This is a genomic window from Alistipes sp. UBA1686, assembly GCF_002320215.1.
In the GTDB taxonomy this organism is placed as follows: Bacteria; Bacteroidota; Bacteroidia; order Bacteroidales; family Rikenellaceae; genus Alistipes; species Alistipes onderdonkii.
Genome location: NZ_DCKA01000020.1, coordinates 41,725 through 66,376, shown reverse-complemented (window position 1 = coordinate 66,376; position 24,652 = coordinate 41,725). Strand labels below are relative to the sequence as shown.

The window sequence follows — 24,652 nt, the reverse complement described above, 5'->3', positions numbered from 1 at the left end:
ATGAAAAAAGTCAGCATCATAATCCCGTTGTACAACCTCGAAAAACTGATCGGGAAATGCATCGCTTCGGCCCTCGGGCAGGATTTATCTCCCGAGGAGTACGAAATTCTGGTCATCGACGACGGGTCGACGGACGGGTCGCTCGCAACCGCCGAAAAGGCGGCGCAGGGGCACCCCAACGTACATGTATATACCAAACCCAACGAGGGGCTGAGCCGCACGCGCAACTACGGCACCGACCGCGCCGCGGGCAGGTACGTCATGTATCTCGACGCAGACGATTACCTCGAACCGAATGTCCTCGGGCACCTGGTGGAAACCATGGAGTGCGGAGGGCTCGACATGCTGTGCTTCGAAATAGCGGGAATCGACGAAAACGGCAACGACGTTCCACTCTGGAGCGACGGGATTTCCGCAGGCAACGGCTCCGACGTGCAGCGCGGAGTCGATTTCCTGCAACGCGACCGGTTCCTGCCGATGGTATACGCCTACCTCTACTCGCGGGAGATGCTCGACGCCAACTCGCTGCGGATGACCCCGATCTGGCACGAGGACGAAGAGTTCACACCCCGCGCATTGTATTACGCACGGCGGATCCAATACCTCCCCGTCCGGGTTTACAACTACCTGCAACGCAGCGATTCGTTCATGGGCAATTACAAGCCGCAAAGTCGCTTAGACCTCGTACGCGCCATGAAAAGCCTGACCTGTTTCGCCTCCCGCATCGGGACGGAAGACCCCTCAGGCGCCCGCCTGATGCGCCTGCATGTGGGCAAGACCCTAAGCCTGGCATGCAAACAGACCGTGGTGAGGCAACTCGGCAACGCCCGCGAAATGCTCCGGGAAGCCCGCCGGCAAGGCATCATGCCGCTCCAATTCCGCCGCCGGGACTTCCGGCATTTCCTGATAAACCGCCTGCCGGGCCTGTACGTCCTCTACTACAAGCTGCACAAGCGCCAAAAATAACTGCAAACTATTGCCGGGACGGCAGTTCCGCAGATGAAAAAATATTGCGGCGGGGAGTGATGTCCCCGCCGCAATATTTTGTGGTTTTGAAAGAAATCATTACTTTTGTAAGATTTACGTACACAACCCCGAAATAACTGAAATCACATATGGAAATAGTTGCAAGTTTAATCAAACTTTTCTTCGGCTCGAAAGCCGACAAAGACCGCAAGCAGATCGAGCCTTACCTCGAGAAGATCAAGGCGGTATACCCTTCGATAGAAGCCCTTTCGAACGACGAACTGCGTGACAGGAGCGAAGCGCTGAAGAAACAGATCGCCGATTTCATCGCCCGGGACGAGGCCGACATCGTGGAACTGAAGGCCAAGCTTGAACTGCCCGAAACCTCGCTGGAGGAGAAGGAGCGTATCTCGAAGCAGATCGACGAGACGACCAAACGCATCGACGAGAAGATCGAGGAGAAACTCGACGAGATACTGCCCGAAGCCTTCGCCATCATGAAGGATACGGCACGCCGCTTCGCGCAGAACGACGAGGTGGTCGTCACGGCCAACGATTTCGACCGGGATCTGGCCGCCGAGAAGGACTTCGTCCGTATCGAGGGCGATAAGGCCATCTACGCCAACCACTGGATGGCGGGCGGCAACGACCTGAAATGGGACATGATCCATTACGACGTACAGCTGTTCGGCGGCGTGGTGCTCCACAAGGGCAAGATCGCCGAGATGGCGACGGGTGAAGGAAAGACACTCGTGGCGACGCTCCCCGTATTCCTCAACGCACTGGCCAAGAAGGGCGTGCACCTGGTCACGGTGAACAACTACCTGGCCAAGCGAGACTCGGAGTGGATGGGCCCGATGTACCAGTTCCACGGGCTTTCGGTAGCCTGCATCGACGACACGCAGCCCAACTCCGACGCCCGCCGCAAGGCATACATGGCCGACATCACGTTCGGTACGAACAACGAATACGGCTTCGACTACCTGCGTGACAACATGGCCTCGTCGCCGGCCGATCTGGTGCAGCGCAAGCACCACTTCGCCATCGTCGACGAGGTCGACTCGGTGCTGATCGACGACGCCCGTACGCCGCTCATCATCTCCGGCCCGGTACCCAAAGGCGACGACCAGCTCTTCGAGCAGTACTGCCCGGCCATCGACCATCTCTACAACCTGCAGAAAAACCTCGTGACGGGCCTGCTGGCCGAGGCACGCCGGCTTATCTCGGAGGGCAAGAACAACGAGGGCGGCGTGAAGCTCTACCGTGCCCACAAGGGCCTGCCCAAGTACAAGCCGCTGATCAAATACCTCTCGGAAACGGGCGTCAAGGCACTGATGCAGAAGACCGAGAACACCTACATGCAGGACAACAACCGCCGTATGCCGGAGATCACCGACGACCTGTTCTTCGTCATCGACGAAAAACTCAATTCGGTGGAACTGACCGATAAGGGACACGAGGCGCTGTCGAAATATTTCAACGAGGACGGGTTCTTCGTGCTGCCCGACATCGGCGCCGAGGTGGCCGAGCTGGAGAAGAGCAACCTCTCGGACGAGGAGCGTGCGCAGAAGCGCGACCAGGTGGTCAACGACTATTCGATCAAGTCGGAGCGCGTGCACACGATCCACCAGCTGCTGAAAGCCTTCGCCATGTTCGAGAAAGACGTCGAATACGTGGTGATGGACAACAAGGTGAAGATCGTCGACGAACAGACGGGGCGTATCCTCGACGGGCGCCGCTATTCGGACGGCCTGCACCAGGCCATCGAGGCCAAGGAGCACGTGAAGGTCGAGGCTGCGACGCAGACCTTCGCAACGATCACGCTGCAGAACTATTTCCGCATGTACCACAAGCTGGCCGGTATGACCGGTACGGCCGAAACCGAGGCTTCGGAGTTCTGGAGCATCTACAAACTCGACGTCGTGGTGATCCCGACGAACCGCCCGGTGATCCGCGACGACCGCCAGGATTTGATTTACAAGACCAAGCGTGAGAAATACAACGCCGTGATCGAGGAGATCGTGAAGCTGGTCGAGGCGGGACGCCCCGTACTGGTGGGCACCACCTCGGTCGAGATTTCGGAGTTGCTGAGCCGCATGCTCAAGCTCCGCGGCATCAAGCATAACGTCCTCAATGCCAAGCAGCACCAACTGGAGGCGCAGGTCGTGGCCGAGGCGGGCCGCTCGGGACAGGTGACCATCGCCACCAACATGGCCGGCCGTGGTACCGACATCAAACTGACGCCCGAGGTCAAGGCAGCCGGGGGTCTTGCGATCATCGGCACCGAACGCCACGAAAGCCGCCGCGTCGACCGCCAGCTGCGCGGACGTGCCGGACGTCAGGGCGACCCCGGATCGTCGCAGTTCTTCGTATCGCTCGAAGACGACCTGATGCGCCTGTTCGGGTCGGGCCGCATCGCCTCGATGATGGACCGCATGGGGCTGAAAGAGGGCGAGGTGATTCAGGCCGGCATGATGACGCGGGCCATCGAGCGCGCCCAGAAGAAGGTCGAGGAGAACAACTTCGGAATCCGCAAACGCCTGCTGGAGTACGACGACGTGATGAACTCGCAGCGCGAGGTGATCTACACGCGCCGCCGCCACGCGCTCTACGGCGAGCGGATCGAAATCGACCTGAACAACATCATGTACGACTACGCGGACAACTTCGTGGAGGTCAACCGCGGCATCGAATTCGAGGATTTCCGGTTCGAGCTGATCCGCGAAGTGGCCATCGAGCCCTCGTTCGACGAGGCGACCTACGGCTCGGCGAAACCTGCCGAGCTGGCCGAACTGATCGTAAAAGACCTCAAGGATGCCTATGCACGCCGCGCGAAATCCGTGGCCGACACGGTACGCCCCGTGATGGAGCGCATCTACGAGGATCGGAAAGAGCAGCTGGATTCGAACATCTATTTCCCGATCACTGACGGCCACCTGGGTTACAACGTCCCGGTAAACCTGCTGAAATGCAAGAATTCGGACGGGGCGGAGATCTTCAGGGTATTCTCGAAGGTGGTGATGTTCACCTCGATCGACGACGCATGGCGCGAGCACCTGCGCGAGATGGACGACCTGCGCCAGAGCGTGCAGAATGCCACCTACGAGCAGAAAGACCCGCTGCTGATCTACAAGTTCGAATCGTTCGGGCTGTTCTCAAAGATGATCGTCAAGGTCAACCGCGACGTGCTGGCCATCCTCAACAAAGCCTACATCCCGGTGCGCGACCAGAACGCCGAGGCCGTACAGCGGGAGCGTCAGGAGCGTGCCAAAGTCGACGTCAACAAGTTGCAGGCCTCGCGCATGCAGGCTGCGGCTCAGGCCGGGCAGCAGGACAAACAGAAACCAATGCCCCTGCATGTCGAGAAGAAGGTCGGCCGCAACGACCCGTGCCCCTGCGGAAGCGGCAAGAAATACAAGCAGTGCCACGGAAAAGGAATTTAACCAATTTAACCACCTGCAAACAAGTTCGCCCGTACGGTGAAAACCCTGATAAAATACAGCATAACAGCCGCGGCATTCTGCCTTGCCTGCGGGGCGGGCCGCGCAGCTGCGCAACAGCAAGGCAAAGCCCCGAAGCAATACGACGTGGCGGCCTATGTCTACCCCGCCTATGCATCGGACGACCCGCGCCTGCGGCCTTTCTGGCCGATGGGGATCGGGGAATGGGAAACCGTCATGACCATGCAGCAACGCAATCCGGGGCACTACTGGGATCGCAAACCGCTGTGGGGCTATGTCAACGAAGCCGACCCGGCGGTGATGTCGATGGAGATCGACCAGGCGACCCGTCACGGCGTGAACGTCTTTATTTTCGACTGGTACTGGTACGACGGACGGCCTTTCATGGAGACCACGCTCGACAACGGGTTCCTGAAGGCCGGCAACGTGGACAAAATGCGGTTTTACCTCATGTGGGCCAACCACGACGTACTCAACCACTGGGATACGCGCCTGGCGCGCGTACACGAGCAGAATGTGATCTGGACGGGAAAGGTCGACCGCGAGGAGTTCGAAAAGATATGCCGGCGAAACATCGAAAAGTATTTCAAGCACCCGCAATACTACAAGATCGACGGCAAGCCGGTCTTCATGGTTTACGACCTGCCGCAACTGATCGCGGGACTGGGCGGCGTGGAGCAGACGGCCGATGCCCTGAAATGGTTCAAGAAGGAGGTGAAGAAAGCCGGATTCCCGGGGCTGGAACTCCAGTTTGCCATGTGGTCGATCAACCTCAATTACAGCGGGTTCGATGGCGGCAAAACCGAAAACCCGGAGAACGATTTTATCAGGACGCTGGGATTCACCGGCACCACGCACTACCAGTTTGCGCATTTCGCCAACGTCGACCAGGACTACCTGGCCATCCTGGAGCAGGTGCGCGACGAATGGGCGAGGATCGACGCCACGTACGATTTCACCTACTACCCGCATATCAGCGTCGGCTGGGACAACAGCCCCCGCACGGGGCACAGTGCCGTGGTGAAGAACAACACGCCGGAAAATTTCGCCAAGGGGCTCCGCATGGCGCGTGAGTACATCGACGCGCATCCCGACCGGGCACCGCTGATTACGGTCAACAGCTGGAACGAATGGACGGAGACCAGCTACCTGATGCCCTGCAACGTATTCGGGTACGGGTATCTCGAAGCCGTCAAAAAGGTATTCATCGACATGCAATAAGCCTCCCGCACGGAGGAGGAGAACGGATTATGGGTTACAACGAGGAAAAACAACGCCAGCTGGACATGCGTTACCTGCGCATGGCCCGCATCTGGGCTGAAAATTCGTACTGCGTACGACGCAAGGTCGGGGCGCTGATCGTCAAGGACAAGATGATCATTTCCGACGGTTACAACGGCACGCCCTCGGGCTTCGAGAATGTCTGCGAGGACGAGACCGGCAAGACCAAACCCTACGTACTCCATGCCGAAGCGAACGCCATCACGAAGGTCGCCAAAAGCGCCAACAACTGCGACGGCTCGACGCTCTACATCACCGCGGCGCCCTGCATCGAATGTTCGAAACTCATCATCCAGGCAGGTATCAAGCGAGTGGTTTACTGCGAGAAGTACCGCTCGGAAGAGGGGCTCGACCTGCTGCGCAAGGTCGGCATCGAATGCATACAGCGCGAAATCGACGAACGCTGACATCCGGCCTGTGAAACGGATACCCCTGTTGCTCACCACCCTGCCCTGCATATCCGGCGGGCTCATCTCCTCGCGGGGTCAGGAGCCTTCCGCACAGCACCCTGCAAGCATTGAGGCGCTCAACTACATGGTCGGCCGGGGCTGGTAATTCGTACAGGCCTACGTTTCGGTGAATGAGCACCAAACCACGCATTTCCTGCTGCGACGTGCCTCCTCGTGCCTGTCCGACACGGAAAAACGGCTGTTGCTTGCTGAACCCCGCACGCATAAGGAGGCGCCCGAAAAGAGAAAAAAGGGAAAACGACAGGAAAAGAGCCGAATCACGGTTCTTTTTTACTTTCCTCATTCCCGGATGCGCAACGGAGAGTTATTTGCATTTCCCGAATAAAGCCTTTATCTTTAAAAGGTGAATCATCTAAAACCGACCGGTATGAAACGTATCGTCATCGTAGGCGCCACATCAGGCATAGGGCTCGAAGTGGCGAAATTGTGCATCCGCGAAGGATGGCGCGTAGGCGCAGCAGGAAGGCGTGAAGAGGCGCTCGAGGCACTCCGCGCCACAGCCCCCGAACAGGTTGAGACCGAACCGCTGGACATCACGCGCGACGACGCACCCGGACAGCTCGCCCGCCTGATCGACAAGCTGGGTGGCATGGACATCTACCTGCATTGCTCGGGCATCGGCAAGCGGAACACCGGCCTGCTGCCGGAGATCGAACTCGACACCCTGCGCACCAACGGTGAAGGGTTCGTGCGCATGGTTACGGCGGCTTTCGGCTATTTCCGGGCCAACGGAGGCGGGCACCTGGCCGTCATCAGTTCGATCGCAGGCACGAAGGGACTCGGCAGCGCCCCGGCCTACTCGGCTACCAAGCGCATGCAGAACACCTATATCGACGCGCTGGCGCAGCTCGCGCACATGGAAAAACTCGGCATCCGCTTTACGGACATCCGCCCGGGTTTCGTCGCCACCCCGTTGCTGGCAGGCGACGGGCACTACCCGATGCTGATGAAGACCGAAAAGGTCGCTGCACGCATCATGCGGGTATTGAAACGCCGGCGCCGCAGAGTGGTCATCGACCGCCGCTACGCGGTCATGGTATTTTTCTGGAAACTGATCCCCGAATGGCTGTGGGAGCGGCTCAACATCCGCAAAAACGAGTGACCGCAAACAGCCCCAGGCCGTGCAGACAGCAACGGGTCAAACGGCAACAGGTCGCTAATGGCAATAGGCCGTGTTAACGGCGAACGGTTGTGCAAATCAAACAGCCTGCCGCCCATCGCATCATTTCCGCCACAGACCGCCCCACCGTGAAAAACCTATCGCTCCGGACGCCATCGCCGCACCGGCCTGCCACATAGCCCCCGGGTCATGGCGACAAGTACGAGACAGATTACCCGACCAAACCGGGAACCTTCCGACGCACCCGCGTGATACGGGCGGGAGGAAGCACGGTTCGACACATAATCGAATGACACGAAAAAGGTTGTCTAACAAGTCTAATTTTAACGATTTCACCCCTGTCAGAATAAACTCTGGCAGGGGTGATTTTCGATTTTCGGGACTGGTTAGACAGCCCATTCTTTCCGAAACCCTCAGAACGGCAAGTCGTCGGGATCGTCCGCCGGAACGGCCGGCGCCGCGGGTTGCTGCGCCGCAGGCTGCTGGAAACCGCCCGCAGCAGGTTGTCCTCCGTAAGCCGGGGCCTGCTGCTGCGAACCGTACCCCGAAGAGGCACTGTCCGAAGCCGGGTTGTCACTGCGCCGCCCCAACAGGTTCATCACGTCGGCCATGATCTCGGTCGTATAACGTTTGTTGTTGTCCTTGTCCATCCACTCGCGGGTACGCAGGCGCCCCTCGACATAGATCTGCGTCCCCTTACGGACATATCTGTCGACCACGTCGGCAAGGCCGCGCCACAGCGTGATGGTGTGCCACTCGGTATGCTCCTTGGCCTCGTTGGCCTGACGGTCGAACAAGCGCTCGGTCGTCGCCAGGCGGATGCGGGCGACCTTCACGCCGCTCTCGGTGGTGCGGACTTCGGGGTCTATACCCACGTTGCCCACCAGAATCACTTTGTTTACCATATCTTACAGCTGTTTTATCATACGTTTGAAGAGTACCTCCATCTTGATGCCGGCCTTCTTGCCCTGCCGCTGCACGTCCTCGTGATCACCCACCTCGTCCGAAAGGCCGCAGTTGGTGATGACCGAGACGCCGAAGACCGGGATCGACATGTGGCGCGCCACGATCACCTCGGGCACGGTCGACATACCGGCCGCATCGCCGCCGATATTCTTGAAATAACGGTACTCGGCCTGCGTTTCGAACGTCGGGCCCGTGCCGCCGACATAAACGCCGTACTGGAGTTTGATGTTCTCCTCCTCGGCGATGGCCGTGGCCTTGGCGATCAGCGCCTTGTCGTAACAGTTGTGCATGTCCGGGAAGCGGGGCCCCAGCTCGGCGATGTTACGGCCGATCAGCGGGTTGGGCATCAGGTTGATATGGTCGGTGATGACCATCAGGTCGCCCACGCGGAACGAGGTGTTGATCCCGCCCGAAGCGTTCGACACGAAGAGGTATTTGATGCCCAGCTGCTGCATGACGCGCACCGGGAAAGTCACCTGCTGCATCGTGTAGCCCTCGTAGTAGTGGAAGCGCCCCTGCATGGCTACGACCTTGCGGCCCTCGACCGTGCCGAAGATCATACGCCCCTTGTGCCCCTCGACGGTCGAAACGGGGAAACCCGGGATATCTTTGTATTCGATGGCGAATGCAGTGTCGATCTTATCGGCGAAACCGCCCAGGCCCGTGCCGAGGATGATGCCCACCTCCGGGGCGAAAGAACTCGTGGCGGCGTCGATAAAAGCCGCTGTTTTTTTAATTTCCTCTAACATCTTCTTCCAGTTTTTGCAGAAAATCCGTCGCCGAATCCTCTATGAATGAAATATTTATCGGTAAATAGTATATCCTGCGCTGTATCTCTTGGGGGATCTTCGCGCGGTTGGTCAGTTTTACAGCATCCTTTTCCGTGGTCACGATGACCGCCCCGGGAAACCTGTCCAGCAATTCGCGCAGGCGGTTCAGGTCGCGCACCTTGTAGACGTGATGGTCGTCGAGCGTCATCTCGGCCACCACCTCGTAGCTTTCCCGCAACGCCGCGAGGAATGGCTTGGGACTCCCGATGCCCGAAAGCGCGATCACCCGCTGTCCCTGCACGAGCGGTTCGCCGGGCGCGGCATCCGGGAAGAGCGGCTGCGGCATGAAACTCTCGAAACGGGTGAAATAGACCCGCTGGTAGGCGACCTGTATGAGCACCTTGCGCAGGATACGCCGGTCGATGGGCGCCATCTTCTCGGGGCACTTCGTCACGACGAAATAGTGGGCGCGGTGCAGTTCTTCGGGCAGGTCGCGCAGGGTTCCGAGCGGCAACATCCTGTCGTGCTGCACGGGGCGCGTGGCGTCGATCATCACGATATTCACCTTCGGCTCTACATAGCGGTGCTGGAACCCGTCGTCCATGATGATGAGGTCGACGTCGGGGTGCTCGGCACAAATGCGGCGGATCCCGTCGGCGCGCTTCTCGCACACGGCCACCACCGTATCGGGGAATTTGAGTTTGATCTGCAACGGCTCATCGCCCACATCCCGGTAACGGGAGTCGGCCTTCACTTCCAGATACCCCTTGGTACGGCGGCCGTACCCGCGCGACAGCAGGGCGACGCGATGCATCTGCGACATATAGGCGATCACCATCTCGGCCATCGGGGTTTTGCCCGTACCGCCGACGGTGATGTTGCCGATACAGATGACCGGGATGTCGAACTTCTCGCTTTTGAGGATACCCCAGTCGAAGAGACGGTGACGGAAAGTCACCCCCGCCTTATAGAGGAGAGCCGCAGGAGCAAGCAAGCATTTCAACATTTCGGGTCGGTTTATCCATACAATTTTTCAAAGGTAGCAATAAATCTCCGGAACACAAAACAAAAAAAGCAAATCCCGGGCCTGAATGACAAAGGAATAATAAAATTGGGGATTCCTGCGTTTTTTTCATATCTTTGCTTGCGTCTATGAGAAGTTTTAAATTACCGATATGCGCCCTGCTGCTCGTAGCCGCAGGGGCGTGCGACAGAACTACGCAACAGGCCGCGGCCGAAAAGGAAGAAGCCGCGCCGCAGAATATCGTTTACGGCATCAACGCCGACAACTACCGCACCGAAACGGGCGAGGTGGGCAGCGGCGAAACGCTGGGGAAAATCCTGAACGGGTACGGCGTTTCGGCCCTTACGGTCGACAGGCTCGACAAAGCCTCGAAAGAGATTTTCCCGCTGCGCAACATCCGCGCCGGGCATAAATACACCGTCTTCATCCACGAGGATTCGCTCTATGCCCCCCACCTGGACTACCTGGTCTACGAACGCAACATGTCTCAATACGTGGTGTTCGGGTTCCATGAGGATTCGGTCAGCGTCCAGACGGGAGAAAAGGAATTCACGGTACGTCGCACCAAGAAGAGCGCCACGATCAATTCGTCGCTGTGGGGTGCGATCATGGAGGAGCACCTGCCCTATGCGCTGGCCGCGGAAATGGAGGACATTTACCAGTGGACAGTCGATTTCTTCGGCATCCAGAAGGGCGACAATTTCACGGTGATCTATGACGAGCGCTTCATCGACGACAGCATCTCGGCCGGCATCGGCCGCATTTGGGGCGCCAAATTCTGCCAGGGCGGCAAGGAGTACTACGCCATCCCCTTCCGGCAGGGCGGCAAAATCCAGTATTGGGAATACGACGGCGGAAGCCTGCGCAAGCAGATGCTCAAGGCGCCGCTGAAATACACACGCATCAGTTCGAAGTTCACCTATGCGCGCAAGCATCCGATCTACAAGGTATACCGGCCGCATACGGGCGTCGATTACGCGGCGCCGAAAGGCACGCCCGTACATGCCGTAGCCGACGGTGTAGTGACCTTCAAGGGCTGGGGCGGCGGCGGTGGCAACACGCTCAAAATCAAACATGCCGGCAACCTGATGACGGGTTACCTGCACCTGAGCGGCTATGCCAAGGGCATCTCGAAGGGCTCGCGCGTTTCGCAGGGGCAGCTGATCGGCTACGTCGGTTCGACGGGCGCCTCGACCGGTCCCCACCTCGACTACCGCATCTGGAAAAACGGCACGCCGATCAATCCGCTGAAAATCCCCCAGGAACCGGCCGAACCGATCTCGAACGAGAACCGCGCGACGTTCGAATTCGTGCGCGACCGTATCGTGGCCGAACTGAACGGCGAGGTGAAGGAGGGGGAGCGCATCACGCAGCTCGATTCGCTCGTCATCCCGCAGCCGGCAGCACCGGAGGCAGCGAAATAACGGGGAAAATGGCCGCAACGACAGGCAAGGAACATCTGCCGGCCGACATGCCGGAAAGCTGGGATCAGGAACCGCTCGATAAAAGGCCCGGGGGCAGGACGAGGATGGAAGCCATCCGGGAAACGGGCAAAGCACCCGGGAATGCCGGGGAACAGACAGGAACGCCCCGGAAAAAGTCCGGTATACCGAAAAAAACCGGAAATCCGGAGGATACAGCGGAAAGCACCGGGGCGCAGGAAGCCAAACATAAAGCCGGCGTCGATGCGCGAATCGTACGGTTTCTGAAAAAACACCATGTGCTGACGCTGGCGACGAGCGGCGAGGGAGCGCCCTATTGCAGCAACGCATTTTACTGCTACGATGCGGAACGCAATTTGCTGATCTTCACGTCGGACATGGCGACACGCCACGCGCAGCAGATGGCTCGCAACCCGTGTGTCGCAGCCTCGGTAGTCCTCGAAACGAAGGTCGTGGGACGCGTCCAGGGGCTGCAATTGTGCGGTAAAGCCGAAAGGGCCGACGAGGCGGCGAGGCGGGCATACCTCAAACGGTTTCCCTATGCCGTACTGGCAGAACTGACCCTGTGGGCGATCGCGCCCGACTTTATGAAATTCACCGACAACACGCTCGGATTCGGAAAAAAACTGATATGGAACAACAGATAGGAGTCATCATCGTAGCAGGCGGGGGCGGAACCCGCATGGGAGGTTCGCGTCCCAAGCAATTCATGATGCTGGGCGGCCTGCCCGTCCTGGCCCATACGATCAACAATTTCGCCGGGGCGCTGCCCGGGGCAGAGATCGTCGTGGTGCTGCCCGCGGAGCACGCCGATTTCTGGAAGGACTTCGCAGCACGCTTCGACATCGCGGCACACACGGTTACGACGGGAGGCGACGAACGGTTCCATTCGGTGAAAAACGGGCTGAAAGCCCTGAAGCGCGATCCGGAATTGATCGCCGTACAGGACGGCGTACGACCGCTGGCCTCACACGGCATGATCCGCCGTGCGGTGGCCGCAGCCGCCGAATACGGCACTGCGATCCCGGTCGTCGAAGCCGTGGATTCGTACCGCGAAACGGACGGCACGGCTTCACGCATCGCCGACCGCCGCCGCCTGCGCATCGTACAGACCCCGCAGGTATTCCGCGCCGACATACTGCGCCGCGCCTACGAGGCGGAGTACCGCCCCGAATTTACGGACGACGCATCGGTCGTGGAACAGGCCGGCGAGGCCGTATTCCTGTGCGAAGGCGAGCGTACGAACCTGAAGATCACGACCCCCGAAGATATGGTCATCGCCGAAGCTCTGCTGGCCGGGCGCGAAAAGACGGAGGAAAGCGCGGATGGAGAAAACCTATAAATACCGTTTCAGCCGCCGGGCGATCTACTGGACGCTGGTCTATCTGGTGGTCTTCGTACTGCTGGGCTGGTTGTTGTACCACCTCTACGAAGGGGGCTACCTCTCGGCCTGGTTCACCTCGTTCATCGTGGCGCTCATCGCCCTGATGTCGCTGTCGATCCCCCGCAGGATCGTGGTCACCGACGAAAAGGTCGAGGTGCGCTGCCTGCTGGACATCACCGAAATCCGCCGCGACGAGATCGCCTCGGTTCGCCGGGTCGACCCTCGGCGGATGAAATGGTTCTTTCCGGTATTCGGGGGCTGCGGGTTCTTCGGTTATTACGGACATTTCCTCGACCTCAGGCGGTTCGAACGCGTAAAACTCTACGCCTCGGAGTGGAAAAACTTCGTGGAGATCACCGACATCTACGAAGACCGCCTGTACGTCTCGTGTTCGGATGCCGACCGCCTCGTGGAGGAGCTTATGCCCCCCGGAGGCAACCGCCCGGCGGAAGACGACGAAGAGGAAGAGCAGGCGCAATAGTATCGGGATCCGGCCAAAAAGTCGACAGAAGACGCCCGGGGATTGCGTATTTCCGGAAAATGATCTTATATTTGCAACCGAGGCCGGAACGGCCCGTAAAAACGAAAAATAACAAACAACGCATTAAAAACCAGAAGAAATGAAAAAGTACCGTTGCACCGTTTGTGAGTGGGTATACGACCCCGCAGTGGGCGATCCCGACGGAGGCATCGCCCCCGGAACGCAGTTCGAAGAGATTCCCGAAGACTGGGTTTGCCCCGTCTGCGGCGTCGGCAAAGACATGTTCGAAGAGGTTGCGGAATAACCCCGGCACTGCGAACGGAATCAGGCGCACCCCATTCGGGTGCGCTTTTCGTTTGGAACCACATGAACCCGGATGAATTCCGCCCCTCCGAAAGACGGCATGCACGCACAGTTGCGACCCGATATTTTTCGTATATTTGTCGGCAGAACTGCCCCTCACACCTAAAATTTCATGCAGATGAAACATCTATTGCTTTTAGCCTCGATCCTGACCGGCCTGAGTGCCGGCGCCCAGCCGGCTACGTTCCGCAACCCGGTCATTGCGGGCGACATGGCCGACCCGACGGTCATCCGGGTCGGCAACACCTATTACGCGACGGGCACCTCGTCGGAATGGGCCCCCTACTACCCGCTGTTCCGCTCCAAAGACCTGGTCAACTGGCAGCAGATCGGGCACCTGTTCGAGCAGCAGCCCGCATGGACGAGATCCTCGTTCTGGGCCCCGGAACTTTTCCACCGCAACGGCAAAACATACGCTTATTATACGGCACGCCGGAAAACCGACGGGACGTCGTATATCGGCGTCGCCACGGCCGACAAGCCCGAAGGCCCCTATACCGACCACGGCCCGATCGTCGAGTACGGCACCGAGGCGATCGACGCATTCGTGCTGGAAGACGCCGGCGAGTTGTATATCTCGTGGAAAGCCTACGGGCTGGATCAAAGGCCGATCGAACTGCTGGGCTGCAAAATCTCGGCCGACGGGCTGCGCATGGCGGGGGAACCCTTCACGCTGCTGCGCGACGACAAACGGCAGGGCATGGAAGGGCAGCACTGGCTGAAAATCGGCGATTACTATTACATCGTCTACTCCATAAACGGCTGCTGCGGCCCTGGGAGCGACTACGCCGTGGCGGTCGCCCGCTCGAAAAACCTGCGGGGCCCCTACGAGCGTTACGCCGGGAACCCGATCCTGCACGGCGGCGGCGATGTCCAGTCCGTCGGGCACGGCACCATCACGACGACGCCCGACGGGAGGATGTTCTACCTCTGCCACGCCTATCTGGCCGGTGAGAATTTCTTTCTGGGACGCCAGCCGATGTTGCAGCAGATCGTTCTGGGCGACGACCTGTGGCTTCATTTCAAGGGCGGGGAGACGGCATCCCTGACGCAACCGATGCCTTTTGCCGGCATGGCACAGCAGCCCGTATTCGATTTCGCGGATGATTTCACGGCCGACCGGCTCCGACCCGAGTGGACGTGGAACTATCCTTACGCGACGCCCGAGATCGAGCTTGCCGACGGGCGCCTCTACCTGGGCGGCCGGCCCAAAGAGGGCGTGAAAACCGGCACGGCGCTCTGCCTGAGGGCCGTAAGTCCCGACTATACGCTCGAAACGGCACTTTCCGACCGCAACGCAGGATGGAGCGGGCTCACCGTTTACGGGGATGCAGCGAACCTCCTCGTATGGGGATTGCAGGGCGACAAGGTATTGTTGAAGCTCTACAAGGACGGCAGGGAAACGCTGCTGGGCAGCTCCGGGCAGATCGGGGCGCACCTGCCGGTCTACCTGCGCATCGAAGTACGGGGGAATGCCCCCGCGGCATTCGGGTACAGCACCGACGGACACGCCTGGAAACAAGTGGAGAACCTGCCCGTAGGTGCCGAAGACCTGCTGCAATGGGATCGCGTAGCACGCCCGGGATTGTATTACCAGGGGCCGGAAGGCCAGGCGGCCGAATTCGAATACATGCGGATGACCAACCGCTGAGAGAAATTGCAGCCCCCTTCCGCAAGGCAAGCCCCCTGCGGAAGCACGGCAGCATCCCGGCCGGAACTTTCCGACAAAAAGAGCCGCCCCGAACAATTCGGGGCGGCTTTCTCTTCCGGGACTGCGCCCGTCAATTGATATTGGGCAGGAAAGAATAATTCTTCGAATAGCCGAGCATCTGCTCGACGTAGTTCGCCGGATAGGAAATCTTCACATCGACCACCTTGCCGTCCTTTTCGACGAGTTCGAACTCGGGGTTCACGAAGCCGCCGTAAGGTTCGATGCCGAGTGCATAGTAACGGTCACGCACCTCCCGGTGCAGCTGGGGATCGACCTGGACAGCATACCGCTCGACAAGCGCCTTGCCGGCCTCGTAGTCGCCTTCGGACTTGATGCGCTGCACCTCGCGGAGCATGTCGCCGAACAGTCGGCGCAGTTTTTCGTAATCGTTGACCACGACATAGGTTTTGCCGTTTTCCCGGATCATTTCGATCACGTTGTCGGCCTTGCCGCGCTCATAGCACCACTCGCAGATCAGCTTGCGGTTGCGCATGTGCGACTCCTCGACGTTCTTGCCCGGCTCGATACGCGCCAGCTGGGTCATCATGCCGTTCAGGATATATTTCGCATAGCCGGCCTTCGCCACGTCGAACGAGGGCACCAGCCCCAGTTCCACCATCTTCGGGTCACCCAGGTAGTAGAGGCCGAAGAGGTCGGCACGGGTCTCTTCGAGCGTCGAGCTGTAACTCTTCAGCTCGTTGCCCTTCACACCCGGTGCCAGCTGTCCCGAACCGTGCCCCAGACACTCGTGCAGGTCGGTATGCAGGTCGTCGGCCAGTTTGCCGTACTTGTCCATCACCTCGCGGTCCCCGGCACGCAGCACGAACTCCTCGTTGAAGCCGTTGCCGTGGGCGGCCATGTCGTAGGCATAGGTGATGTTGTCGATCGTGACCGACTTCGAACCGTATTCCTTGCGGATCCAGTCGGCATTGGGCAGGTTGATGCCGATGGGCGTGGCGGGATAGCAGTCGCCGCCCAGCATCGCCACCGTGATGACCTTGGCCGAAACGCCCTTCACCTTCTCCTTGCGGTAGGCGGGAGCAACGGGCGAATGGTCTTCGAACCACTGCGCGTTATCCGAAATCACCTCCGTACGGTGGCAGGCCTCCTTGTCCATGAAATTCACGATGCCCTCCCACGAAGCCTTGCGGCCGAGCGGATCGCCGTAATCCTCGATAAAGCCATTCACGAAGTCGACGTTCGACACGGTGTCCTTCACCCAGCCGATATTATAGCGGTCGAACTCGCGCAGGTCGCCGGTCTTGTAATATTCGATCAGCGCAGCAATATTGCTTTTCTGCGGTTCGGCGGCTACGGCCTGCGCTTTTTCGAGCCAGTAGACGATCTTCTCGATGGCGGGCGAATACATGCCGCCGACCTTCCATACGCGCTCCTTTAGGACGCCGTTCTCCTTCACCAGCTTGGAGTTCAGGCCGTAGGAGATCGGTTCCGGGTCGTTGTGATCGACCATGTCGGCGTAGAATTTCTCGACCTCGGCCTGCGTCACGCCCTCGTAGTAGTTGTTCGACGAGGTGGCGATCAGGTCTTCGCCCGCCGTCTGGTTCAGGCGCGTTTTATAGAGCGCCGGATCGAAGATAGCCTTGCAGACCTCGCCGCGCAGCGGGTTCAGGTCGCCGAACTTCTCCTCGGGGATCGTCTCTATCACGTCGAGCAGGTAACCTTCGGTGAACCCGGGGACGAACTTGTCGTTCGAATAGTGGTGATGAATGCCGTTGGCGAACCACACCTTTTTCAGGTATTTCTCCAAGGCCTTCCATTCGGCCGCCGAGCGATCGCCCCGGTAGTTCTCGTAAACCGTTTCGAGCGTACGGCGCACGGCGAGGTTGTATTTGAAATTCTGGTCGAAAAGGATGTCCCGGCCGCACTTGGCAGCCTCGGCGAGGTAATAGACCAGTTCCTTCTCCGCAAGCGGAAGTTGCTCGAAACCGGGGACTTCGTAACGGATGACCTTGATGTCGTCGAAACGGTCGACGATCCACGGGGCTTCGCTCTTCGATGCCCCGCAGCACGAAGTCAGTGCAACAGCGGTAACAGTCATAGATGTCAGTGTAACTAAATTTTTCATGTCGTTCGGGTTTGAATTTCCCCGAAATATACGGTTTTTTTGCGAAAAAGCCGCATACGGACGAATATACGCATGGACACATATACAATATGTGCCGGCAAACGCACCTCCCCGCCACACCCGGCGGCGCCCGTTGTGCGGACATTAGCCTTCAAAAAAACATACCAGTTCGTACCAGTATGACGGATTTTTTATTTATATTTGCCACAAGGCAGGCACTATGCCGGATAAATTCGGAAAAACAACATAAACCCACATCGATGAAACCTATCAAAACCGCACTTCTGGCCCTGCCGCTTCTGGCCGCAGGGTGCAACCGGGACTCCGGGACTGCAAAAATCCGGCCGATGGAGGCCGGAAGCGTCCGGGTCGAAGACGCCTTCTGGAGCCCCCGCTATGAAAAATGGGAACACGTCACCGTCGGCGACATGCTCGACAAGTTCGAAGGGAACGACCCGGCGCATTTCGCGTGCGGCGTCGACGCCTTCGAAAATTTCGACCTCGTAGCCTCGGGCGCCCGCGATATCGGCCGCCACGCGGGGCCGCCGTGGTACGACGGGCTGGTGTACGAGACGATCCGGGGGATCTCCGACCTGCTGGCACAACGTCCCGACCCGGCGCTCAAAGCCCGTGTAGACGGTTACATCGCCCGCATCGAAGCGGCACAAAAGAGCGATCCTCTGTGGTGCGGGGTTGAAAGGATGTAACGACTTGATATTTCAGGTTGTTACATTTTTGTATAGGATAATAGGTAACGAGAAGGTAACGGTTTATTTTCAGTTAATTGCACGAAAATGCCGCATTTCAAATAACCGATTGCAAAATATGAAAAATTTTCGGGATTGGCAAATTCTATTCGATCGAAGAAAAAATGGCTGGATCAACAAGCCATTGCAACAGCAACTCAAAAATTGAAGGATTTATTTTTATCAAAAAGGTGTCCAAACTTTTGCCCCCCCCCAAAAAAAAGTATTATTCTCGTTCAATTATTTGATAGGCTGCATATGGCAAAGTAGAAGTAATGATTTATATTGTGTCGTCCTTTTACTGCTCCGTGGTTTGCTGGAAGAGATAAGTATTTTATACCATATCTTAATCTTTTTCCCAAAGAGTATAGTAATAATTCATCAATTACCCCTAAGTCTGCCTATAAAGCCAAATTATGCGTATTAATTGAAATCGAAGAAGATATTGAAAAAATTGATTTTTCTTATAATGAAGACCTGTTTATAGTTGACACTTCTGATTTGATACCAATAACGAACTATATAATATGCAAATAAAATGAGGACAAAAATTCCACCATAAGCTATTTTGTTTGACGGACAGATACAAATCCATCCACATAAGGCGCATCTGTTTTGATTACGGCAAAAGCCTGCTTGACGAACTTGTTCGCAACGGCAATAAGAGCAACCTTAGAAGGCTTTCCGTTGGCTTTCAATCGTGCGTAGCACTCTTTACAGGTTGTATTTCCACGTAGTGCCGACCATGAAGCGACATAAAGCAGTGAACGCAGACTCGCATCCCCGTTACGGTTAATCCCACCTTTGATGTGTACGGATGTTCCGAATTGCTGGTAGGTCGGGCATATTCCGATAAAACGGGAAACCTGTTTTGCATTGCTGAAATAGGAGAATCCTCCGGTGGCGACAATCAAGGCTGTAGCCAGAGTGATGCCAATCCTTTTGATGGATGTGAGCAGTTTAACCTGCCTGTCAAACTCAGATGAAACCAAGTCTGCAAGTTCAGATTCCAAAGATTCAATTTGGCTTGCCAAAAAAGTAAAGCCAAGCCTTTGTCTTGATTGAAATCAGAATGGAACACGGAACGTTTCCACCGCCTACGGCGGCAGAAACGTTTTTAGTTACCTTTGCCGTAGGCATAAGAAGTAAGCCGATTGTTTCTTGGGTTTTCAATCCCACAAAAGAGTATGGCTCCTTGTCCTGCGAATCGAAGATTGGTCGTCAGAGGCCGTATAGAAGAATGCTTTTCAACAGAACATGGCTTATGCCTTTTCATTCATCAACATCAGTAACAATATCATCATGGCAAAGAAAGCAAAAAAAGTCAAGACCGCCAAAGGAGCAGAACTTCGGATTGTCAATCCCGATGCGGCAGGGATAGATATAGCGGACGGCATCATGCAAGTTTGTGTACCGACGGATCGTACCAAAGATAACAACCGAGCCTTCGGTGCATACACATCTGACCTGCACGCCATATCGGAATGGCTCAGAGAATGTGGTATAAAAACAGTCGCAATGGAATCCACCGGTGTTTACTGGATACCATTGTTCTGCCGTCTGCAAGATGACGGACTGGATGTTGTATTGACCAACGCAAGGGACGTAAAAAACATAACAGAGAGGAAAACCGACGAGTCGGATGCCGAATGGCTGATGTTGCTGCATCAGTACGGGTTGCTCAAGGCAAGTTTTCAGCCGCACAACGACGCCAAACGGATGAGGACACTCACCCGCCATCGTGATACTCTCTCCCGTGAAGCCTCAAGCATAGTCCTGCGTATGCAGAAAGCCATGCAGCAGATGAATATAAAACTTACGCTTGTCCTGTTCGACATTACGGGAAAATCCGGCATACGTATCATCGAGGCCATTCTTGCTGGTGAACGTGACCCCAAGAAACTTGCGGAATTGGCTGACATCCAGTGCAAGACGCCGAAAGAGGAAATAACCAAGGCTCTTGAGGGCAACTGGGAGGAAGACCTCATGTTTGTCCTCAGACAAAACTATGACACTTTCAAACATTTCTGCGCCCAACTTGACCGATGTGATACGGAACTGGAAAAACTCATGGAAAACTATCGTACGGAGGTTGCAGAAACTGGGCGGCCGTCATACAGTCCGACAAAAAAACGTCGTAACTACCACAAACGAAAACGAAAACGAACTGTGGGCTTCGATGTGGAAAGAAAGGCATATGACATGTGGGGAGTGAATGTCTTTGAGATACCCGGCATAAGCCATCTGACCGCACTTGAACTGATGAGTGAGCTAGGACACGACTTTACTCGGAAGTCCCTATCTACCAAACAGTTATGCAGTTGGTGCAATATCGCACCGAACACCAAGATATCAGGAGGAAAAAGGATATCAAGTCATGTACCACATCGTAGAAACAAGGTCGGATTGATTTTTCGTAGTGTCGCTTCTTCTCTCGCCAACGCAAAGAACCAACTGGGAAACTTCTACCGCAGGATACGTTCACGGGTCGGAGGTAAAGCCGCAGTCATAGCCACGCCATGGTGGCAAACCAGACGCCTTATAATCCGGAAAAAGTAGGTATAGACGAGAAAGTATTACTCGAAAAGCGGATTATGAGGTACAAGCGTGAATTAGAACGAATTACAGGGACACATATAGAAATTGGCAATGCATGTGTTCTATAGAAGAAGAAGTGTTTCGACCCTTTTTCGACTGCGTCAAAATATAGGATGTTGCGGCTTATAATCGTTCTGATTTCGTCGTATGGGCACTTCCAATACAATTTGTCGGCTCTCAAACAAATCCAGCTGGCATTCGATACTCAAATGGCCTCTGTCGCCCAACAAGACGCAGTCCCGATAAAGTTCCTTGACATCTTTCAGATAATGAATATTATGGATCGAAGCTTTCGAGAGGTCGAAACTGCGTATCACCCCATCCAACGAGCAGACGACATGCTTTATAACCATAATAGTAAGTCTGTTGCGAAGCACAGAATCCCTTGTCGGGAGCAGAATAATATTCCTGCCTGCAGACCGTCGAGCGAGAACTACGGCTGATCCTGCATACCTTCAGCGGCATACTGTCTACAATCAGATAGCCGGGGGCGTGGAGATGCTTTCGCCCATACGTTTGCGAAGGGCGGATAAATGGGGGGCAAGGCTCTGTAACGGCGGTTGTAGGCGCTGCATTCAATTCTGGATCGCAAACAATCAAGCAGCATGCGGAACAATTGGCATTCCGAGTCTATGCCCATATATTCCGCAGCCAGCGAAAGGGCAATAACCTCGGTATCGCTCATACGAGGGCGACGATACAGATTGCGAAAATTCGATCTTGGTTCTATATTCTGTAATGTTGTCAAAATTTTTTTCGCAACTTGCGCTAATGTTGTTTATGATATTTATATTATTGAAAACCAGACAAATAAACGGAATTTATCCAGCAGGTTTTTTATACGTTTATACTAAATGCACAACGGGTTTAGTTAATAATAAGGTACTCTCGACTGAAGCTGTTTCTAAGACCTGATGTCTATCACCCTAACAGATCCCCAGCAACATAAAGCCAGATATGGAGACAAATGCTATCGGCAGAACCAATATCCTTGCGAGCTGTTACGTTCACCCCATAATTCTTTACAAAATTAACTCAATAATTAATTCTCAAATCTATTTCGCTTCGACTCGGGACTTTTGTTTCTGCAAAGAAACAATATCTGTTTGATTTCGTTTCCCGTTAGATCTTCTTGGTGTAGAATGCAGTGTACGGTATGGCCGCCTTCGCGGTTTATTAATGATGTATCTATGGACGGCGGCTTTGAGCGCGAACGAAAGGCCCGCCGCGCCGGAACCGATAACCAGAAAGTCGGTTTTCATAGTTTTGCAAGCGTTAAGCGTCGCAAAGTTATAAAAAATGCCCGATAATCCCATTTTCGGCCGGAAAAAGCGCACGGAAAAATGGGGCAACGGCTCCGGAACGGACCCCCGGAGCGGTAATTTTTTCGGCCCGGCAGGCGATATTTGGAATTTTTCTCTATTTTTGCCTTAAGCTACCCAAAATAAATTATGAAAAAACTACTTTTGACTTTGGCTGCCGGAATAGTTCTTTGTTCCTGCGGTTCGCACGATCCGCAGATCGCGATCGTGCCCTATCCCAATCATCTCGAAACCGGTCGGGGAACCTATCGGGTGACCGATCGGCCCGTTACGTGTGACAGTCGCACCGACGAGCGGACGCAGCGCGCCGTGGTCGGATTCGCCGCACGGCTGGCGACGGTTACCGGCGGGACGAATCCCGTCACGGTCGCCGACGAGGTGCCCGCGTCGGGCATCCGTTTCGTCACGGACGAATCGCTCCCGGCCGAAGGCTATGAACTGAACGTGGACGGGGAGGGAATCGAAGTGCGGGCGTCGCAGTTTCCCGGCTTCCTCTATGCCCTGCAAAGTCTCGAACAACTGCTGCCCGCGGCGGTTTACGGCACGGAGCCTGCGCCCGATGCGGCGTGGGAGGTGCCCTGCGTGAAGATCGCCGACGCGCCGCGGTTCGCATACCGCGGCATGCACCTCGACGTGGCGCGCCACTTCTTCTCGGTGGACGAAGTGAAGCGGTATATCGACGTGATGGCCATACACAAGCTCAATACGCTGCACTGGCACCTGACCGACGATCAGGGCTGGCGCATCGAGATCAAGCGCTATCCGGAGCTGACCGCCGTGGGCAGCATCCGCAAGGCCACCGTGGTCCGCAAGGAGTGGGGAACCTATGACGGTACGCCCTACGGCGGTTTCTATACGCAGGACGAGATCCGCGACGTGGTGAAATATGCCGCCGACCGGGGTGTCACGGTGATTCCCGAAATCGACCTGCCGGGCCATATGCTGGCGGCGCTGACCGCCTATCCCGAACTGGGCTGCACGGGCGGTCCGTACGAGGTGTGGGGCCGCTGGGGCGTGGCCGACGACGTGCTTTGCCCCGGACGGGAGAAGACTTTCAAATTCCTCGAAGGCGTATTGACCGAGGTGATGGAGCTGTTCCCCTCGGAGTATATCCATATCGGCGGCGACGAGTGCCCGAAGGTGCGCTGGGAGAAGTGTCCGCGCTGTCAGGCGAAGATCCGCCAGCTCGGCCTGAAGGACGACGGAGAGCATACTGCCGAGCATTACCTGCAGAGCTACGTGACCGACCGCATCGGCAAATTCCTCGCGCAGCACGGCCGCCGCATCATCGGCTGGGACGAGATTCTGGAAGGTAGGGCGCCCTCCGACGCCGTCGTCATGTCGTGGCGCGGCAGCGAGGGCGGAATCGCCGCGGCCAAGCTGGGGCACGACGTCATCATGACGCCGAATTCGCACTTCTATTTCGACTACTACCAGTCGCTCGACACCGACGCCGAGCCGTTCGGAATCGGCGGTTACATACCGATGGAGCAGGTCTATTCGTACGATCCGGCGTTCCCGGAGCTGACGCCCGAACAGCAGAAACATATTCTCGGCGTGCAGGCCAACCTCTGGACCGAATACGTCTTGAGCGACGAACATCTCGAATACATGCTTCTGCCGCGTCTGGCCGCTCTGAGCGAGGTGCAGTGGTGTCTGCCCGAAACGAAGGACTGGAACCGCTTCATCGGCAGTTTCAGGATGGACAAGATCTATTCGCAACTGGGGTATGAGTTCGCCAAGCATATCTTCGGGGTGACGGCGTCGTATGCGGTCGATCCGGAGAAGGGGGGCGTCGTGATGACCCTCACCACGCAGGGCGGCGCGCCGATCCGTTACACGCTCGACGGCTCCGATCCCACGGCTTCGAGTCCGCTTTACAAGGCGCCGGTGACCATCGGCGAAAGCTGCACGTTCAAGGCCGCGGCCCTGCGCGAAGGCATGCAGACGCCGGTCTATACGCGGAAATTCGATTTCAACAAGGCGACCGGACGGCGCATCGCGCTGAACGCCGCGCCGACGCTCAAATATACCTACGGCGGCGCCTCGCTGCTGGTGGACGGCTACCGCGGAGGTCCCGTCTATTCGAACGGCGCGTGGATCGGGTTCCTGAACGAGCCGCTGGACGTTACGATCGACATGCAGGGGGCGAAGCCCTATTCGGCGGTGACCGTCGAATCGCTGGTCGAGAAGGGCGAGTGGGTTTTCCCGCCTTCGTCGGTGGGGGTCTACCTCTCGGACGACGGCAGGGAGTTCACCGAGGCGGCGCTGATGTCCGTGCCGCAGGAGACGGCCGGCAGCCCCGACGGCGTCAAGCCGTTCAAGGTGCTCTTCCCCGAAACCTCGGCCCGCTACCTGCGCGTGGTGGCCCGTACGGTCGATCCGATTCCGGCATGGCACGGCGCGGCCGGACAAAAAGCGCATATGTTCGTGGATGAAATCATCGTAGAATAAAACCGGG

The 24,652-nt window shown here is 57.0% G+C and carries 20 protein-coding genes and 2 pseudogenes; 15 read left to right on the top strand and 7 right to left on the bottom strand.

All coding sequences use genetic code 11. The annotated features are described in order from the left end of the window. The 6 genes from B3C38_RS09905 to B3C38_RS09880 all read left to right on the top strand — a co-directional run bounded on the left by B3C38_RS09905 (position 1) and on the right by B3C38_RS09880 (position 7,280). The gene (locus tag B3C38_RS09905; RefSeq protein ID WP_286726913.1) at positions 1–966 is read left to right on the top strand and encodes a glycosyltransferase family 2 protein; all 966 of its coding nucleotides are present in this window, start codon (positions 1–3) and stop codon (positions 964–966) included. A 149-nt stretch (positions 967–1,115) separates the two neighbouring features. Next, a complete protein-coding gene (gene secA, locus B3C38_RS09900; RefSeq protein WP_286726911.1) occupies positions 1,116–4,409 on the top strand; it encodes a preprotein translocase subunit SecA in 3,294 nt (1,097 codons plus the stop codon). A 36-nt stretch (positions 4,410–4,445) separates the two neighbouring features. Continuing rightward, complete coding sequence (locus B3C38_RS09895; protein ID WP_286726909.1) at positions 4,446–5,648, top strand: glycoside hydrolase family 99-like domain-containing protein; 1,203 nt, start codon at positions 4,446–4,448, stop codon at positions 5,646–5,648. Between the two features lie 29 nt (positions 5,649–5,677). Beyond that, a complete protein-coding gene (locus tag B3C38_RS09890; protein ID WP_286726907.1) occupies positions 5,678–6,115 on the top strand; it encodes a deoxycytidylate deaminase in 438 nt (145 codons plus the stop codon). A 10-nt stretch (positions 6,116–6,125) separates the two neighbouring features. Further along, entirely contained in the window at positions 6,126–6,263 is a 138-nt protein-coding gene (locus B3C38_RS09885; RefSeq protein WP_237957572.1) for a hypothetical protein, read from the top strand. 282 nt (positions 6,264–6,545) lie between these two features. After that, on the top strand, positions 6,546–7,280 hold the full coding sequence (locus B3C38_RS09880; RefSeq protein WP_055211266.1) for an SDR family NAD(P)-dependent oxidoreductase: 735 nt from the start codon (positions 6,546–6,548) through the stop codon (positions 7,278–7,280). Between the two features lie 431 nt (positions 7,281–7,711). Here B3C38_RS09880 and B3C38_RS09875 read toward each other — a convergent pair whose 3' ends face one another. Genes B3C38_RS09875 through lpxK form a run of 3 tightly spaced genes read right to left on the bottom strand, consistent with a single transcriptional unit; the run spans position 7,712 to position 10,040 of the window. After that, positions 7,712–8,203, bottom strand: coding sequence for a single-stranded DNA-binding protein (locus B3C38_RS09875; RefSeq protein ID WP_055204354.1), 492 nt, complete (start codon positions 8,201–8,203; stop codon positions 7,712–7,714). 3 nt (positions 8,204–8,206) lie between these two features. Further along, positions 8,207–9,013 (bottom strand): purine-nucleoside phosphorylase, encoded by an 807-nt coding sequence (locus B3C38_RS09870; RefSeq protein ID WP_022332309.1) that lies wholly within the window; start codon positions 9,011–9,013, stop codon positions 8,207–8,209. Next, entirely contained in the window at positions 8,997–10,040 is a 1,044-nt protein-coding gene (gene lpxK, locus B3C38_RS09865) for a tetraacyldisaccharide 4'-kinase (protein ID WP_276654650.1), read from the bottom strand. Before lpxK ends, B3C38_RS09870 begins: the two co-directional genes overlap by 17 nt. A gap of 146 nt (positions 10,041–10,186) precedes the next feature. On the opposite strand from lpxK, the gene B3C38_RS09860 reads away from it, so the two are divergent. The 6 genes from B3C38_RS09860 to B3C38_RS09835 all read left to right on the top strand — a co-directional run bounded on the left by B3C38_RS09860 (position 10,187) and on the right by B3C38_RS09835 (position 15,379). After that, positions 10,187–11,482, top strand: a complete 1,296-nt coding sequence (locus tag B3C38_RS09860; RefSeq protein WP_286726901.1) for a M23 family metallopeptidase — start codon at positions 10,187–10,189, stop codon at positions 11,480–11,482. Between the two features lie 8 nt (positions 11,483–11,490). After that, complete coding sequence (locus B3C38_RS09855; RefSeq protein ID WP_276791193.1) at positions 11,491–12,147, top strand: pyridoxamine 5'-phosphate oxidase family protein; 657 nt, start codon at positions 11,491–11,493, stop codon at positions 12,145–12,147. Then, entirely contained in the window at positions 12,132–12,842 is a 711-nt protein-coding gene (locus B3C38_RS09850; RefSeq protein ID WP_276791191.1) for a 2-C-methyl-D-erythritol 4-phosphate cytidylyltransferase, read from the top strand. The genes B3C38_RS09855 and B3C38_RS09850 overlap by 16 nt, the downstream gene beginning before the upstream one ends. Beyond that, positions 12,826–13,365, top strand: a complete 540-nt coding sequence (locus B3C38_RS09845; RefSeq protein ID WP_022333419.1) for a PH domain-containing protein — start codon at positions 12,826–12,828, stop codon at positions 13,363–13,365. Before B3C38_RS09850 ends, B3C38_RS09845 begins: the two co-directional genes overlap by 17 nt. A gap of 139 nt (positions 13,366–13,504) precedes the next feature. After that, complete coding sequence (gene rd, locus B3C38_RS09840; RefSeq protein ID WP_018695235.1) at positions 13,505–13,669, top strand: rubredoxin; 165 nt, start codon at positions 13,505–13,507, stop codon at positions 13,667–13,669. A gap of 177 nt (positions 13,670–13,846) precedes the next feature. Further along, entirely contained in the window at positions 13,847–15,379 is a 1,533-nt protein-coding gene (locus B3C38_RS09835; protein ID WP_286726897.1) for a family 43 glycosylhydrolase, read from the top strand. Between the two features lie 130 nt (positions 15,380–15,509). Here B3C38_RS09835 and B3C38_RS09830 read toward each other — a convergent pair whose 3' ends face one another. After that, entirely contained in the window at positions 15,510–17,525 is a 2,016-nt protein-coding gene (locus tag B3C38_RS09830) for a dipeptidyl-peptidase 3 family protein (RefSeq protein WP_414630909.1), read from the bottom strand. 260 nt (positions 17,526–17,785) lie between these two features. Between B3C38_RS09830 and B3C38_RS09825 the strand changes: the two genes are divergently transcribed. Then, the gene (locus B3C38_RS09825) at positions 17,786–18,232 is read left to right on the top strand and encodes a beta-L-arabinofuranosidase domain-containing protein (protein ID WP_286726895.1); all 447 of its coding nucleotides are present in this window, start codon (positions 17,786–17,788) and stop codon (positions 18,230–18,232) included. Between the two features lie 602 nt (positions 18,233–18,834). Here the strand turns inward: B3C38_RS09825 and B3C38_RS09820 are convergent. Next, positions 18,835–19,308: pseudogene (locus B3C38_RS09820) on the bottom strand (transposase); the annotation flags it as partial. Positions 19,309–19,573: 265 nt separating this feature from the next. On the opposite strand from B3C38_RS09820, the gene B3C38_RS09815 reads away from it, so the two are divergent. Further along, positions 19,574–20,830 carry an IS110 family transposase gene (locus tag B3C38_RS09815; RefSeq protein WP_286726894.1) on the top strand — a complete coding sequence of 419 codons (1,257 nt, stop codon included), beginning with the start codon at positions 19,574–19,576 and terminating at the stop codon, positions 20,828–20,830. Positions 20,831–20,970: 140 nt separating this feature from the next. On the opposite strand, the gene B3C38_RS12625 is transcribed toward B3C38_RS09815, so the two are convergent. Both B3C38_RS12625 and B3C38_RS12620 read right to left on the bottom strand, forming a co-directional pair. Continuing rightward, positions 20,971–21,222 (bottom strand): transposase, encoded by a 252-nt coding sequence (locus tag B3C38_RS12625; protein WP_414630908.1) that lies wholly within the window; start codon positions 21,220–21,222, stop codon positions 20,971–20,973. An 828-nt stretch (positions 21,223–22,050) separates the two neighbouring features. Then, positions 22,051–22,131 (bottom strand): annotated as a pseudogene (locus B3C38_RS12620) (FAD-binding protein); the annotation flags it as partial. A 189-nt stretch (positions 22,132–22,320) separates the two neighbouring features. Between B3C38_RS12620 and B3C38_RS09810 the strand changes: the two are divergent. Beyond that, on the top strand, positions 22,321–24,645 hold the full coding sequence (locus B3C38_RS09810) for a family 20 glycosylhydrolase (protein WP_286726893.1): 2,325 nt from the start codon (positions 22,321–22,323) through the stop codon (positions 24,643–24,645). Positions 24,646–24,652: the final 7 nt, after the last annotated feature.

Excerpts from the sequence above, each read along its gene's own strand:
- B3C38_RS09905 (WP_286726913.1), top strand. The coding sequence starts at position 1 with ATGAAAAAAGTCAGCATCATAATCCCGTTGTACAACCTCGAAAAACTG.
- secA (WP_286726911.1), top strand. The coding sequence starts at position 1,116 with ATGGAAATAGTTGCAAGTTTAATCAAACTTTTCTTCGGCTCGAAAGCC.
- B3C38_RS09890 (WP_286726907.1), top strand. The coding sequence starts at position 5,678 with ATGGGTTACAACGAGGAAAAACAACGCCAGCTGGACATGCGTTACCTG.
- B3C38_RS09880 (WP_055211266.1), top strand. The coding sequence starts at position 6,546 with ATGAAACGTATCGTCATCGTAGGCGCCACATCAGGCATAGGGCTCGAA.
- B3C38_RS09875 (WP_055204354.1), bottom strand. The coding sequence starts at position 8,203 with ATGGTAAACAAAGTGATTCTGGTGGGCAACGTGGGTATAGACCCCGAA.
- B3C38_RS09870 (WP_022332309.1), bottom strand. The coding sequence starts at position 9,013 with ATGTTAGAGGAAATTAAAAAAACAGCGGCTTTTATCGACGCCGCCACG.
- lpxK (WP_276654650.1), bottom strand. The coding sequence starts at position 10,040 with ATGTTGAAATGCTTGCTTGCTCCTGCGGCTCTCCTCTATAAGGCGGGG.
- B3C38_RS09860 (WP_286726901.1), top strand. The coding sequence starts at position 10,187 with ATGAGAAGTTTTAAATTACCGATATGCGCCCTGCTGCTCGTAGCCGCA.
- B3C38_RS09855 (WP_276791193.1), top strand. The coding sequence starts at position 11,491 with ATGGCCGCAACGACAGGCAAGGAACATCTGCCGGCCGACATGCCGGAA.
- B3C38_RS09850 (WP_276791191.1), top strand. The coding sequence starts at position 12,132 with ATGGAACAACAGATAGGAGTCATCATCGTAGCAGGCGGGGGCGGAACC.
- B3C38_RS09845 (WP_022333419.1), top strand. The coding sequence starts at position 12,826 with ATGGAGAAAACCTATAAATACCGTTTCAGCCGCCGGGCGATCTACTGG.
- rd (WP_018695235.1), top strand. The coding sequence starts at position 13,505 with ATGAAAAAGTACCGTTGCACCGTTTGTGAGTGGGTATACGACCCCGCA.
- B3C38_RS09835 (WP_286726897.1), top strand. The coding sequence starts at position 13,847 with ATGAAACATCTATTGCTTTTAGCCTCGATCCTGACCGGCCTGAGTGCC.
- B3C38_RS09830 (WP_414630909.1), bottom strand. The coding sequence starts at position 17,525 with ATGAAAAATTTAGTTACACTGACATCTATGACTGTTACCGCTGTTGCA.
- B3C38_RS09825 (WP_286726895.1), top strand. The coding sequence starts at position 17,786 with ATGAAACCTATCAAAACCGCACTTCTGGCCCTGCCGCTTCTGGCCGCA.
- B3C38_RS09815 (WP_286726894.1), top strand. The coding sequence starts at position 19,574 with ATGGCAAAGAAAGCAAAAAAAGTCAAGACCGCCAAAGGAGCAGAACTT.
- B3C38_RS12625 (WP_414630908.1), bottom strand. The coding sequence starts at position 21,222 with ATGGTTATAAAGCATGTCGTCTGCTCGTTGGATGGGGTGATACGCAGT.
- B3C38_RS09810 (WP_286726893.1), top strand. The coding sequence starts at position 22,321 with ATGAAAAAACTACTTTTGACTTTGGCTGCCGGAATAGTTCTTTGTTCC.